Here is a 13,949-nt window from a genome sequence, read left to right as displayed (position 1 = left end):
GATGACCTCTGCGGCCTACCGGGCGGGGGCAACGCGGGTCCGCTGATTCGCGCGGCCCTTAACCCGCCAATCAGCCGATTCGCTGGGCCCCTTGAACGTCGCTTCCTTTGGTTGGCTGAGGCGTTGGACTTGGTGTGGAGGGTCTTGCTGAGCGTCTGGTGCCTGACGAGTTGCGGGAGTTGTCCCGGCGGGTGGTTCCGGAGACGGTCGTCCGGCGCCCTCAGGGAGGTGGTCGGCGTCGTGCCGAGGACCGGGAGACGCTCGCCGCGATCGTCTTCGTAGCCACCTCGGGCTGCACCTGGCGGCAGTTGCCGCCGGTGTCCGGGCCGTGCCGGCAGACCGTGTACCACCGCTTCGCCCAGTGGAGCCAGGGCCGTGTCCGGGCACGGCTGCACCGAGTGATCCTGGACGAGCTCGGCAGTCACGGAGGGCTCGACCGGTCCCGGTGCGCGATCGACTCGGTGAGCATCCGCGCCACCCAAGGGGGCACCTGACCGGACCGAATCCGACCGACCGGGGCAAGAAGGGATCGAAGATCCACCTGATCTGCGACCGTAACGGTCTACCGATCCCGCTCGGCATCCCAGCCGCCAACACCCACGACAGCCTGGCCCTGCCGCTCCTTCGGGGAATCCCACCGGTCCTTTCCCGGCGGGGACCACGCCGGCGACGACCGGGCACGCTGCACGCCGACAAGGGATACGACTACGACTACCTGCGCCGATGGCTCCGAGGCCGAGGGATCCAGCACCGGACAGCGCCGCGGGATCGAGCCCTCCGTTCGCCTGGGCCGCCACCGGTGGGTGGTCGAGCGGACGGTGTCCTGGCCGGCCGGTTGCCGACGGCTCCACCGCCGCTATGAGCGCGAGTCCGAGCATTTCCTCGGCTTCGTAGGCATAGCCTCCGCCGTCATCTGCTTCCGGCGTCTGGCCGCTGCCTGATCAGAGCCGCTCAACGCCCAGCGCACTCGGAACGTCCCGGATCCAGGCGGCACGGTCCCGCTCCGCTGCGGCGACACGCTCAAGCACCTCGAAGAACCACCGGGTCTCCTCCGAGTCCATCTCGCTGAGCTCAAAGCCGATCTCTTCCAGGGCGCTCAAGGCCATCTGCGAGTCCGGTCCGACCTGGACGAGATCCTCCAGGGTCGCCACCGCCGCCAGAAGAGCACGGACTACGCCATCTCCCCGAAGCACGACTTCACCCTTCTCTGACGCCAGCAATGACGACGCGATGCTGCCACTCCGCGTGCTTCCAGGACACCTGCCGCACGACACCAACCGTGATCAGCAGGCCAAGAGAAACAACGTCTTAACCTGCCGACCAGCCGATTGCTGACCAACTGACCAGCCGATCCATCGCTTCGCGGGTCTGCTTGAGCCGCTGAACTCCTTGGTTCACCGGCAAGCTGGCCCAGCAACCCGCTGACCTCCGCGACCTGATGACCGGCTGCCCCACGGGCCCAACGATCCACCGGCCTTCTCGATCCTGGCCTTCTCGATCCGCCGACCGGCCCACACGATGACCAACCAACCCGCCTTCTCGCAGGACCACTTGACCCGCTAGCGAGCGGCCCAGCTGGCCTGTTGACCAGTGAACTCAGTTGACCCCAGGGCGACTTGACCCGCCAGCCGGCTGCCCCTCATGCCTGCCGACCAACCCACTTCCATCAGGCTTACTTGCCCCACCGACCGACCGGCTGATCGCCCCGCTCGTCAACGACCCACCGACCTCCGGTGACCTGCGCACCCGCCAGCCTCCATGACCTGACGGCCAGGTGCCCACCCCGCAGGCCTACCGCTCCCCTGGCCTCCTCGGCCCACCGACCGGCCGACCCGGGATTCATCGACGCGTTGGAGCCCCGACCCGCTGACCTGCCCGACCCGCTGAGCCACCGGCTCGCCGACTTACCGACCCAGTGCCGGGCTGCCCCCCTGCGTCCCATCGCCCGGCCACCCAACCCGGCCACCCAATAGCCACGTCACCCGGCACCCCCGCAGCCCGACGCCTCACCGCACCACCGCACCCCGCACCCCGCACCCCGCACCCCGCACCCCGCACCAAGGCCCACAAACCCCCACCCCTCACTCCCCCCAGGCCGACCCCTTGATCCGCTCAACGAAATCCCCCCGCACAAACCCCGGCACAAAGTGCTCCAGCACATCCGCCTTGATATTGCCGAACGTGGTCTCGGGTCGGTCCTTGATGCCCTCGGTGAACGCGGCGAGGATGCCGTTCTTGAAGTCGGGGCGTGGGTGTGCCGCCACGACGGCCGCGCGCTGTTCGTCGGTGACGGCGTCGTAGCCGATGCCTACGACGTCCAGTCCCACGCCCCGGTTGACGAGGGCGATCTCGGCGGACATGTGCAGCGGGATCTCCTGCGTGGTGTGCAGCGCGATGCTCGCCCAGACCCGGTCGGCCGGTTCGCCTGTGATGCCGTGGGCGTGCAGGAAGCGGCGGGCCTCGTCGGCGCCGTCGATCTCGAAGCGCTGGTCGGTGCGGCGGTACTTCTCGGTGAGCCCGAGGTCGTGGAACATCGCGGCGACGTAGAGCAGTTCGGGGTCGTAGTCGAGGCCCTGATCACGGCCGCGCAGGGCTCCCCAGAGGAACACCCGCCGGGAGTGGTCGAACAGCAACGGCGACGCGGCCTCCCGCACCAGCTCGGTCGCCTCCCGCGCCAGGGCGGTGTCCGGGATCTCCACACCTGCGATCACTTCACTCATCGTTCTTCCTTCTCCTCGGTCTCCTCGGTGCCGCACGACCCGATGCCGTTGCCCACGGCTCGGCGGCGTCGTCCGGCTCGATGTCCTGTCCTTCCACTCTCGTCGTCGGCGTACGCTGGAGCCATGTCCTCACAGCCAGGAAGACCACAGATTCGGACATGCCTCCACCCACGGCTCCCTTCGCAGATCCGCACGCGACCCCACACCCGCCTCCGGACACTCCCCTGCGCGTCACCCCAGGCGACCTGCCTCCCGGCATGACGACACACCGCGTCGCCTTCATCGTCTTCGACGGCGTCACCATGCTCGACGTCAGCGGCCCCGCCGAGGTCCTGCACCAGTCCGGCAAGCTCGGCCACCCCTACGAACTCGTGCTGGTCTCCCCCCACGGCGGCACCGTCACCGCCGCCAACGGACTGACCCTGACCGGCACGGTGACCGCGGCCGACGCCGGTCCGGTCGACACGGTCGTGGTCGCCGGAGGCGACAGTCTGGCCCAACAGCCCCTCGAAGAAGCCCTGTTGACCGCGACCCGCGCCCTCACCGAGCGCGCCACCCGCGTCACGTCCGTCTGCACCGGCGCCTTCGTCCTCGCCGAACTCGGCCTGCTGGACGGCAGGTTGGCCACCACGCACTGGCGGCAGGCCGCGACGCTCGCCCGCCGTTACCCCCTGGTGCGGGTCGAGCCGGACGCCATCCACATCCGGGACGGGCGCTTCGTGACGTCCGCGGGCATCAGCGCCGGCATCGACCTGGCGCTCTTCCTCGTCGAGGAGAACCACGGAGCGGACGTGGCCCGGGACATCGCGCGCGAACTGGTCGTCTTCATGCAACGCCCGGGCGGACAGTCGCAGTTCTCCACCGCGACGACCACTCCACCACCGCGCACCGATCCGCTACGGTCCCTGATCGCATCGGTGCTGGCCGACCCGGCCGCCGATCACAGCCTGCCCACGATGGCGGCGGCCGTCGCCGTCAGCCCCCGGCATCTGACCCGTCTCTTCCGCACCGAACTCGGCACCACACCCGCCCGCTGGGTCGAACGCGTCCGGCTCGACCGCGCCCAGCACCTCCTCCTCGAAGGCCACAGCGTCACCTCCGCCGCCCACCACAGCGGCCTCGGCACCGACGAGACCCTCCGCCGCGCCTTCGCCCGCCACTTGGACACCACACCGACGCACTACCGCAGCCGTTTCGCCAGCACTCGGCACCAGGCTCCAGACACCGGCGCCGTGAGCGGCGCCCCTAGCGATCCGCCGGCGCAGCGCACAGCCCCGTGAGCAACGCGGCCAGGATGCGCGTCAGTTGGGGCTCGACGTCGACCAGCGCGTGCGCCAACTCGGGCCGGGCTTCGTACAGTTCACGGAGTCGCGTACCCGGAGCCGCCATCTGCCACAGCGCTCCGGCCATGCTGGTAGCCGTGGCGATCACATCGACGGCCGCCCGCTCACTGATCGCGAACAGTCGGCACAACTCCGTTGTCAGCGCGGCGACTTCGCCGAGCGCGACGGTCTTGAACGCGTACGCCGCCTCCAGCGAGACATTGCGCTCCAGGTTCAGCGGCGCCTGAGCGAGCAGGTCGCAGAAGAGCGGCCGGGCGACCAGCGAGCGCGCGATGACGGCGGCGACTGCCTCAGGGTCACCGTCGGTGAACTCCCCGGTCCGCGCGCGCAGTTCGGCCGACCACTCGCGCCAGCCCTCGGCGGTCAGCGCGAGGAAAATCTGCTCCCGGGTCTCGAAGTACCGCAGCATGGCGGACTTGTGCATACCCACGGCGGCGGCGATGTCCGTGAGCGTGACCTCGCGCACGCTGCGCTCGGCGCCGAGGGACCGGGCGGCGTCGAGGATCGCCTGCTCGCGCTGCTGCTTGGCCGCCGCACTGCGGGCGCGTTGGGGAACGGGCGTGCTCATGACCCAGAGCATAGCGCAACCCGGTTGCACTAATAACGAAACAGTGTTTTGCTAGCACCATGACTCAGACATGGTTCATCACCGGTTCGTCCCGCGGTTTCGGCCGCAATCTCGCCGTCGCCGCTCTGGAAGCGGGCGACCAGGTCGTCGCCTCGGCCCGCAGGCCGGAGCAGCTGGACGATCTCGTCAAGGAGTACGGCGACCGCGTGCTCCCCGTCGCGCTCGACGTCACCGACCGGTCGGCGGCAACAGCAGCCCTGCAAGCGGGAGTTGACCGCTTCGGCCGGATCGACGTGGTCGTCAACAACGCCGGGTACGGCAACGTCTCGCCGGTCGGGACGACACCCGAGGACGACTTCCGCCGACAGTTCGACACGAACTTCTGGGGCGTCTACAACGTCTCGACGGCCGCGCTCCCGATCCTCAAGGCGCAGGGCGCGGGCACCGTCGTACAGTTCTCGTCCATCGGCGGCCGGGTCGGGGGGACGCCCGGGCTCGGGTCGTACCAGGCGGCGAAGTTCGCGGTCGACGGCTTCACCCGTGTCCTCGCGGCCGAGACCGCGCCGTTCGGCATCAGGTACCTGGTCGTGGAACCGGCCGGGTTCGCCACTGACTGGGCCGGCTCGTCGATGCGGATCCCGGAGGTCCCGGCCGACTACGACGAGACCGTGGGCGCGCTCGTCCGCCTCTTCGACGGCCCCGTGACCGCCGCCGGCGACCCGAAGCGCGCCGGCGAGATCCTGGTCCGCATCGTCAAGGAGCCGAAGCTTCCCTCGCATCTTCTCCTGGGCGCCGACGCCGTCGAGATGGCGCAGGCCTACTCTCGCGGCCAACTCGTGGAGGCGGCCACCTGGGAGGCGGTCAGCCGCTCGGCCGACTTCGGCCAGGAGTACCCGGTCGGCCTCCCGGACATCGACGCGTAGGACACCGTACCGACGGAGAAACGGGGGCGGCTCCCCCGCCGCCGTATCGACGGACAGGCGGGCCGACGGACAGCGGGCCGCCACTCCCCCGCCGTACGGACGGATCAGGAGTCACGGCCCGCCGCGATCAACCTCAACCGGCCTCTGAGGCAGTCTCCTTGACGAGCTGCGCGGGGACCCTCGCCTCGTCCTGGTCGTCGCCCGCGGTCTCCTCCGCCGCGTCCGTGAACTCGCCGTCGAGGACCTTCTTGGCCCGCTCGATGTCCAGGGCGCCCTCCCAGCGGGACACCGCGAAGACGGCGACGCAGTTGCCGAGGAGGTTGGTGACGACGCGCATCGAGTCCATGATGCGGTCCACGCCGAGGAGCAGGGCGACCGCGCCGGCCGGGATCGCGCCCAGCGAGGACGCGGTCGCGGACAGGGCGAGGAAGGCCGAGCCGGGGATGCCTGCCATGCCCTTGCTGGTGAGCATGAGCACCAGGACGACGGTGATCTGCTGGCCGAGGCTGAGGTCGACGCCGACGGCCTGGGCGATGAACAGCGTGCCGATGGAGAGGTAGAGGGAGGCGCCGTCGAGGTTGAAGGAGTAGCCGGTGGGCAGCACCAGGCCCACCGCGTCGTCCCGGGCGCCTGCCTTGCGCAGCTTCTGCATCACGCGCGGCATGACGGACTCGGTGGAGGCGGTGCCGAGCGCGAGGAGCATCTCCTCCCGGATGTACCGGAGGAACTTCCAGAGGCTGAGCCCGGTGACCAGTCGTAGCGCGACGGCGAGCAGCGCGAGGAAGAGCGCGGCGGCGACGTAGCAGAGGATGATCAGTTTGGCGTAGGTCTTCATGACGCCGAGGCCGTACTGGCCGACCAGGACGGCCATCGCGCCGAACACGGCGAGCGGTGCGAGGCGCATGACGAAGCCGACGATCGCGAAGATGATCTCCTGGGCCTGTTCGATCGCGGGCAGCACCTGCGGCACCTTGGTGTGGCCGAGGTGGAGCAGCGCGGCGCCCACCAGGCAGGCCAGGATGAGGACTTGGAGGAGCGAGTTCTCGGCGAAGGCCCCGATGAAGCTGGTGGGCAGCGAGTTGACGATGAACTCGGTCGTCGAGGGCAGCGCGGCGCCGCCCGTCTTCGCGTCCACCGCCGAGGTGTTGAGGGTGGCCGGGTCGACGTGCATCCCGGAACCGGGCCGGACCACGTTGGCGAGGACGAGCCCGATGATCAGCGCGGCGGTGCTCGCGACCTCGAACCAGATCAGCGCCTTGAGGCCGATCCGGCCGAAGGCCTTGAGGTCACCGGCCTTGGCGATGCCGACGACGACCACGCAGAACACGAGCGGCGAGATGATCGTCTTGATGAGCCGGGTGAACCCGTCGCCGAGGGGCTGGAGGTCCGTGGCCACGTCGGGCCAGAGCTTCCCGACGAGGATGCCGAGGACGAGCGCGCAGGCGACCTGCGCGAAGAGTGAGGTACGCAGTATGCGTGCGACGCGTCGCGGCAGGGGCGGGACGGACGGCGGCACGGGCACTCCTTGAGGGGGGACGGTCGCTCGCGGATGTCGAATGAGGGGGCGACTTCTGCGATGCGGAAAGCGGCTTCCGACTGGACACTCTGAAGCCGTTGTTGATCGTCCGGAAAACCTCCGTGTGACGGCCGTGTAAATCACGCACCCGAGTGACGCATCGCACGCACAGCAGGTCAGCAGCCGCTGCGGTCCTCGGTGAGCACCCCCTGCGCGGTCGCCAGCGAACGGTCGTAGCAACCGCCCGAGCCGTACAGCCGATAGCGCTCACTCGACGTCCCGACCGCGTGCCGCTGGTCGCGCGGCACGTTCAGCGTGTACGTCGCGTCCCCGCGGTAGGTGTCGTCGAGCCGCGACCACCCGGTCCGCCGCCCGTCGCGCGTGTCGACGACCGCCGCCCGGTCGCCGAGCGTGAGTACGGTACGCAGCCGGTCGTCCGTCCCGATCGTCGTCGCGCCGTTCATCGTGTACGTCCGGTGCGTGGCCGTCGTCCGCGCCGGCCCCCGCCCGTCTACGGTCACCGACTCGTCGTCCGTCCAGGTCGCGTCGAGGCCGTCCATGTTCTCGCCGTCGATCCAGCGGTGCACGGAGGTGTTCGCGAGCGTCCGGTCGACGGTGGTCCGCACCCGCCCGTGCGAGGTGTCGACGTACCCGGCGGTGGTCAGCCGATGGCCCGCGTCGGTGTCCACGCGCTCCTCCGAACCGGGCGTGTACGTCGAGGAGTTGGCGAGTTCACCGGCCTTGTCGAGGGCGAGCTTCCCGGGGACGTGGGCGCGCCGCGCGTCCTGCCAGACGAGCACGTTCACCGGCGCGCTCCACCCGCTCTGCCCCTCGGGCACGCCGACGACGGAGACGTCGATGTGGTGGGGACGGCCGTCGTTAAGCAGCCCTGCGAAGGGGGTGAGGTCGTATTCGATCGGCTTCACGTCGAAGGCGCGCGGCGCCGGAACGACGTACCAGAGAAAGGGATTTGACCAGCCGCCGGTCCACACGTTCGGGAACGGGGCGGCGATTCCCGCGAGTTGGCCGTCGACCTTGATCTGCACCTCGCGGTAGGGGCCCTTGTCGGCCTGGCAGGAGTACGGCGCCGAGCCGGGCACCGCGAGATACCAGAACTCCTCGCAGCCGCCGCCGGATCCGGTGGCGTAGACCTCGGCGACGATGCGTTCGGTGTTGCGCGGGGTGGTGAGCGTCGCGTCGGTGGCGAGGGTGAGGACGCGGTCGGGAGTTTGTGCGGCCGGGGGTCTGCCCTCGTAGAACGTCAGCGTGGCCTTGACGCCGATGACTCCGGTGTAGGTGCTGTCGACGACGTTGCCGATGAGCATCTCGACGTCCTGCGTGCTGCGGAAGGTGGCGCTGTACCGCGTGACGTCCTTCTCCACGGACCACTTGATGCCGTCGGGCGAGGGCTCGGGGGTGGAAGTACGGAGGATCTCGACACCTCCGACGTGCAGATAGCCGAGCCGGTCGTATTGCCGTCCGGCGACCGTCCCGTCCAGTCTCAGGACGACCTTGCTCCAGCGGTCACCGCAGGCCTTGGGCGGGGTGTACGTCCCCTTGTACGGGGTGAAGTCGCGGAACTCGGTGTCGGCGAGGGTGACTTGGCAGGACTTTGTCGCGGGTCTGGCGATGGGCGGGGCGGCGGTGAGGGGGTCGTGCCAGTCGGTGCCGAACTCGGCCGGTACGTCCGCGACTTGGGGTTCCGCGGTGACCGTGTGCGCCGTCAATGCGGTCAACTGGGCCTGCGAGGAACGCACTTGGGCTTGCACGGCGGGCACGTGGGCTCGCGCGGCCGGCACGTGGGCTTTCGCTATGGCCGCTTGGGCCGGGCTCGCTGCGAGGAGGGTGCTCGCCAGGAGGGTTCCCCCGGCGAGCATGGACATGACTATCCGGCTTCTCATGGGCGGTGTTCTACCCCTTGAGGTCCACCCTGTCCCCCATCAGCACCACGGGATGCCGGGCCGGTTCGAGGGTCCGCAGCAGGTACTCCATCGCGTCCTTGGACATGCTGACGCAGGCCGACGTACCGCCGCCGTGGTCCAGGTGCAGCCAGATCCCGCCACCCTTGTCCTCGCCCATGGGCTGCGCCGCGTCGTCGGGCGGGGTGCCCGGGACGCGGTTGTAGTCGATGGCGATGACGTAGTCGAAGTCGTGCCAGTGCGACTCGTCCCAGTCGCGCGGCGCCTCGAACGACTCGTCCTGGGTGTACGGCAGCGCCGTGCCCGGATCGTCGAGGACACCGCCCGCCGCGGTCAGCGTGAACACGCCGACCGGGCTGCGCTCGTCGCCGAGATGGTGGTCGGTGGTCCAGCCCCGCTTGCCGTTGTGCGTGGGCCAGTCGGCGATCCGCTCCCAGGTCGAGCCGCTCTTGGTGAACAGGACGGCGGTGGAGTTCGGGGAGTCCTTGCCATCGCCGTACACCGCGAGGACCTGGGTCGTGTCGGTGGGAATGGCGCGCTGGAGCCGGTCGCCCACATCCGGGATGCGGGTCGGCGCGGAGGGGGTGACGACCGGTCTCGGGTGGGTCGCCTGAGCGCCGGGTCCTCCTTCCTTGCCGCCGGGGTGTCCGGTGTGCGCGCTGCCGCACGCGGACAGGGTCGTCATCGTCAGGAGGGAACCGAGAGCCGCCATCGCGACCGTCGCACGTCGTGTGCCGCCACTCTGCATCGGGCCATGGTCACACCGCATTCCATGCCATCACGTGAGGTCACGGACATCTCACCCCTGATGGGTGAACGCCGGTTCTGACCCCCGGCAAGGAAAACCGCTTGCTTCCGAGCACGCTGCGACGCGAACCTTTCACGGTTTGTTGCCGTACTCCGCTCGCGGTGTGTCGCCGCGCTCCCCCGTTCCCTCATCCCCTTCCCGCCTGAACAAGATCCACTGGGACGTCATGCAGATTCAAGACCTTCCGTATCCCGACCCGGGTGTGCCCGACGCGCGCTCGGGGCCCCGATTCCTGTGGTGGCTCGGCCGGAATCAGCTCGGTGGACAGTTCAGATCGCTGGCCTGGGGGCTGCTGCACTTCGTGTCGGTCTCCGCGCTGCCGTTCTGTGTGGGGTTCGCCGTGCAGGCCGTGGTCGACCGCTCCGGGAACCGGCTGGCCCTGACCGGCGGCCTCCTGGTGCTGTGCGGGGCGGGCATCGCCGTGGGCGACACCTTCCTGCACCGGGCCGCCGTCACCAACTGGATCACCGCCGCCGCCCGCGTCCAGCAGCTGCTGGCCCGCCAGGCCGCCCACCTCGGCTCGGCCCTGACCCGGCGGGTCGCGGCCGGCGAGGTGGTGGCCGTGTCCACCGGTGACGTCGAGAAGATCGGCTGGTTCGTCGAGGCGCTCTCCCGCTTCCTGGCCGCCGCGCTGACCATCGTCATCGCGTGCGTGGGCCTGTACCTGTACGAGCCCGCGCTCGGTGTCGTCGTCGCCATCGGTGTGCCCGTGCTCGCGGTCTCCGTGCTGCCGCTGCTGCCCCGCGCCACCCGGCGCGCCGACGTGCAGCGCGAGAAGGCGGGCCGCGCCACCGAGCTGGCCTCCGACACCGTCGCCGGACTGCGGGTGCTGCGCGGCATCGGCGGTGAGGAACTGTTCCTCGACCGCTACCGCCGCGCCTCCCAGGAGGTCCGCCACGCGGCCGTGCGCAGCGCCCGGATGTGGGCGGTCATCTCCGCGATCCAGGTGCTGATGCCGGGCCTGCTGCTGATCGCGGTCGTCTGGTACGGGGTGCACCTGGCCCGCCAGGGCCGGATCACCGTGGGCGAACTCGTCACCGTCTACAGCGCGGTGATGATCATGTCCTATCCGCTGCGGCACTTCGAGGAGATCGCCATGGCGTACTCCTTCTCCCGGCCCTCGGCCAGGCGCGCCGCACGCGTGCTGTCCCTGGAACGGGTCACCGACACCGTGGGCACGCGCGCCGCCGAGGTGCCGAGCGGGGATCTGTTCGACCCCGACACCGGGCTGCTCGCCCCCTCCGGCCTGCTCACCGCCGTGGTGTGCGGCGACCCGGACGCGGCCGGCCGGCTGGCGGAACGACTCGGCGGACACCCCGCCGAGGCGGGCACCTCCGTGCTCCTGGACGGCGTACCGCTCGACGAGCTACCCCTCGACTCGGCCCGCACCGCCGTCCTCGTCCAGGACAAGGACCCGGTGCTGCTGTCCGGTTCGCTGCGTGAACTCCTCGACGTGCCCGCATCGGGTGCGGTCGGCGCGGAGGAGGCCCTGGCCGCCGCGCAGTGCGGGGATGTGCTGGTGGCGCTCGCGCAGGGTTCGCTCGGCGCCGACGACCCGATGGACGCCCGCATCACCGAACGCGGACGCTCCCTCTCCGGCGGCCAGCGCCAACGGCTCGCCCTGGCACGGTCGTTGATCACGGACCCGGAGGTCCTCGTCCTGGACGAACCGACCTCCGCCGTCGACTCCCACACCGAGGCCCGGATCGCCGACGGCGTACGGGAGCTGAGGACCGGTCGGACCACCGTGGTGTTCACCTCCTCGCCCCTGCTCCTGGACCACGCGGACCGCGTCGTGCTCGTCCACGAGGGCAAGGCGGTCGCGGTCGGCACACACCGCGACCTGCTCCGGCGCGAACCTCGGTACCGGGTGGTGGTCACGCGCGAGACGGAGGACGAGACGGCTTCGCGTGGCGACCTGGACGGTGAAAAGAGTTCCCTGCGGGGCGAGTCGGACCATGACGAGGCTCCTCTTCGGGGTGCTTCGGGCGACGGGAATGCGCCGCTCCAAGGCGCCTTGGGCGATGGCGAGGGTCCGCGCCGGGGCGTCTCGGGCAACGGCGAGGCTCTGCGGCGCGGCACCTCGGACAACGGCGAGGCTGCTTCTCATCGGGGCGCCTCGGACGACCGTGAAGCTCCGCTCCGCGACGCCCTGGGCGACGACAACGACCTGGACGACGAAGCCGCTCTGCGGAGCGCACTGGAAGAAATCGAGGAAAGCGCATGATCGGCGTGGCGCCCCCGGCCTACGACCCGGCGGCCCCGACCACGGCGAGCACCCTGCCGGTCGGCGCCCCCGCGACCGTACGCGCCTACGTGTCCGAACTGTTCCAACGGCACCGCCGTGCCTTCCTCCTCCTCGTCACCGTGAACACGGTCGCCGTCATCGCCTCGATGGTCGGCCCCTACCTCCTCGGCGACCTCGTCGAGCGGGTGTCGGACGGGGCGCGGGAGCTTCATCTCGGCCTGACCGTCGGGGTGTTCGTGGTCGCGCTCGCCGTCCAGGCCGTGTTCATCCGGCAGGTGCGGCTGCGCGGCGCGATGCTCGGCGAACGGATGCTGGCCGACCTGCGCGAGGACTTCCTCGTACGGTCGGTCGGACTGCCCCCGGGCGTCCTGGAGCGGGCGGGCACCGGTGACCTCCTGTCCCGTATCACCACCGACATCGACCGGCTCGCCAACGCGATGCGCGAGGCCGTACCGCAACTGGCCATCGGCGTGGTGTGGGCGGCGCTGCTGCTCGGTGGACTGGTCGTCACCGTGCCGCCGCTGGCCCCAGCCGTGCTGATCGCGGTGCCGGTGCTGGTGATCGGCTGCCGCTGGTACTTCAAGCGCGCACCGGCCGGCTACCGCTCCGAGGCCGCCGGGTACGCCGCCGTGGCCGCGGCCCTCGCCGAGACCGTGGACGCCGGACGCACCGTCGAGGCGCACCGTCTCGGCGACCGGCGCATCGCCCTCTCCGAGCGCCGCGTCAAGGAGTGGACCGCCTGGGAGAACTACACCCTCTGGCTGCGGTCCGTGCTCTTCCCGGTCATCAACGCCACGCACGTCACCGTGCTCTGCTCGGTGCTGATGCTCGGCGGGGCGTTCGTCCTGAAGGGCTGGATCGGGGTGGGCGAACTGACCACGGGTGCCCTGATCGCGCAGATGCTCGTCGACCCGGTGAACCTGATCCTGCGCTGGTACGACGAGCTCCAGGTCGCCCAGGTCTCGCTGGCCCGGCTGGTCGGCGTCCGCGACATCGAGCCCGACGCCGGGGACGCCGCGCTGTCGCCCGAGGGCCGGGACGTGCACGCGGACCGGGTGCATTTCGGTTACCTGGAGGGCGTCGACGTGCTCCGCAAGGTGTCCCTGGAGGTCGCGCCCGGCACCCGGCTGGCCCTGGTCGGCCCTTCGGGCGCGGGCAAGTCCACCCTGGGCAGGCTGCTCGCGGGCATCTACGCGCCCCGGGACGGCCGGATCACCCTCGGCGGCGCCGAACTCTCCCTGATGACCGCGGAACACGTCCGCTCCCATGTGGCCCTCGTCAACCAGGAGCACCACGTCTTCGTGGGTTCCCTGCGCGACAACCTCCTGCTCGCCCGGACCGACGCGGGGGACGCGGAGCTGTGGGGGGCGCTGGGTGCGGTCGACGCGGACGGGTGGGCGCGGGTGCTGGACGACGGCCTGGACACCGAGGTCGGCTCGGGCGGGCTCGTGCTGACCCCGGCCCAGGCCCAGCAGATCGCGCTGGCCCGGCTGGTGCTGGCCGATCCGCACACGCTGGTCCTCGACGAGGCGACCTCGCTGCTCGATCCGCGTGCGGCTCGTCATCTCGAACGGTCCCTGGCCCGCGTCCTCGACGGCCGCACGGTCGTCGCGATCGCGCACCGGCTGCACACCGCCCATGACGCGGACGTCATCGCCGTCGTCGAGGACGGGCGGATCAGTGAGCTGGGCAGCCATGACGAACTCGTGGCGGCGGAGGGGGCGTATGCGGCGCTTTGGCGGTCGTGGCACGGGTAGCTCCGCTGGTTGAGCGGGAGTGGGGTGCGGGTGGCTCCGCTGGTCGACCGGGAGCGGCGTGCGGGTAGCTCCGCTGGTCGACCGGGACTGGGGTGCGGGCCGGTGAGGGAGCCGGTCGGGGGTTCGGCGGACCTGTGGGCCGGTGGG

10 protein-coding genes and 1 pseudogene are annotated in these 13,949 nt (G+C 70.5%); 5 read left to right on the top strand and 6 right to left on the bottom strand.

Annotated elements, in window-relative coordinates; all coding sequences use genetic code 11:
• Positions 1–134: 134 nt before the first annotated feature.
• Positions 135–941, top strand: a pseudogene (locus ACIRB1_RS26510) (IS5 family transposase).
• Here ACIRB1_RS26510 and ACIRB1_RS26505 read toward each other — a convergent pair.
• Positions 942–1,151: a hypothetical protein gene (locus ACIRB1_RS26505; RefSeq protein WP_352179330.1), complete on the bottom strand. Its 210-nt coding sequence runs from the start codon at positions 1,149–1,151 to the stop codon at positions 942–944. It lies immediately after the preceding pseudogene.
• A 930-nt stretch (positions 1,152–2,081) separates the two neighbouring features.
• Positions 2,082–2,720, bottom strand: a complete 639-nt coding sequence (locus tag ACIRB1_RS26500) for an HD domain-containing protein (protein ID WP_352179331.1) — start codon at positions 2,718–2,720, stop codon at positions 2,082–2,084.
• A gap of 257 nt (positions 2,721–2,977) precedes the next feature.
• Here ACIRB1_RS26500 and ACIRB1_RS26495 point away from each other — a divergent pair, with 257 nt between their 5' ends.
• Positions 2,978–4,000: a DJ-1/PfpI family protein gene (locus ACIRB1_RS26495; RefSeq protein ID WP_352179332.1), complete on the top strand. Its 1,023-nt coding sequence runs from the start codon at positions 2,978–2,980 to the stop codon at positions 3,998–4,000.
• Here ACIRB1_RS26495 and ACIRB1_RS26490 read toward each other — a convergent pair.
• A complete protein-coding gene (locus ACIRB1_RS26490) occupies positions 3,966–4,631 on the bottom strand; it encodes a TetR/AcrR family transcriptional regulator (RefSeq protein ID WP_403467227.1) in 666 nt (221 codons plus the stop codon). The genes ACIRB1_RS26495 and ACIRB1_RS26490 overlap by 35 nt on opposite strands.
• Positions 4,632–4,690: 59 nt before the next feature.
• On the opposite strand from ACIRB1_RS26490, the gene ACIRB1_RS26485 reads away from it, so the two are divergent.
• On the top strand, positions 4,691–5,554 hold the full coding sequence (locus ACIRB1_RS26485) for an SDR family NAD(P)-dependent oxidoreductase (RefSeq protein ID WP_403467226.1): 864 nt from the start codon (positions 4,691–4,693) through the stop codon (positions 5,552–5,554).
• Positions 5,555–5,687: 133 nt separating this feature from the next.
• Here ACIRB1_RS26485 and ACIRB1_RS26480 read toward each other — a convergent pair whose 3' ends face one another.
• The 3 genes from ACIRB1_RS26480 to ACIRB1_RS26470 form a co-directional block, all read right to left on the bottom strand.
• Positions 5,688–7,070, bottom strand: coding sequence for a cation:dicarboxylate symporter family transporter (locus ACIRB1_RS26480; RefSeq protein ID WP_403467225.1), 1,383 nt, complete (start codon positions 7,068–7,070; stop codon positions 5,688–5,690).
• A gap of 176 nt (positions 7,071–7,246) precedes the next feature.
• Positions 7,247–8,971, bottom strand: a complete 1,725-nt coding sequence (locus ACIRB1_RS26475) for a peptide-N4-asparagine amidase (RefSeq protein ID WP_403467224.1) — start codon at positions 8,969–8,971, stop codon at positions 7,247–7,249.
• 10 nt (positions 8,972–8,981) lie between these two features.
• Complete coding sequence (locus ACIRB1_RS26470) at positions 8,982–9,737, bottom strand: L,D-transpeptidase family protein (protein WP_403467223.1); 756 nt, start codon at positions 9,735–9,737, stop codon at positions 8,982–8,984.
• Between the two features lie 226 nt (positions 9,738–9,963).
• Here ACIRB1_RS26470 and ACIRB1_RS26465 point away from each other — a divergent pair, with 226 nt between their 5' ends.
• Both ACIRB1_RS26465 and ACIRB1_RS26460 read left to right on the top strand, forming a co-directional pair.
• A complete protein-coding gene (locus tag ACIRB1_RS26465; RefSeq protein WP_352179338.1) occupies positions 9,964–12,024 on the top strand; it encodes an ABC transporter ATP-binding protein in 2,061 nt (686 codons plus the stop codon).
• A complete protein-coding gene (locus ACIRB1_RS26460; protein WP_403467222.1) occupies positions 12,021–13,802 on the top strand; it encodes an ABC transporter ATP-binding protein in 1,782 nt (593 codons plus the stop codon). Before ACIRB1_RS26465 ends, ACIRB1_RS26460 begins: the two co-directional genes overlap by 4 nt.
• The last annotated feature ends 147 nt before the right edge of the window (positions 13,803–13,949 follow it).

This window comes from Streptomyces sp. NPDC096013 (genome assembly GCF_044763565.1).
Classification (GTDB): Bacteria; Actinomycetota; Actinomycetes; order Streptomycetales; family Streptomycetaceae; genus Streptomyces.
The sequence above is the reverse complement of the archived record's forward strand: the minus strand, read 5'-3'. Positions and strand labels throughout refer to the sequence as shown.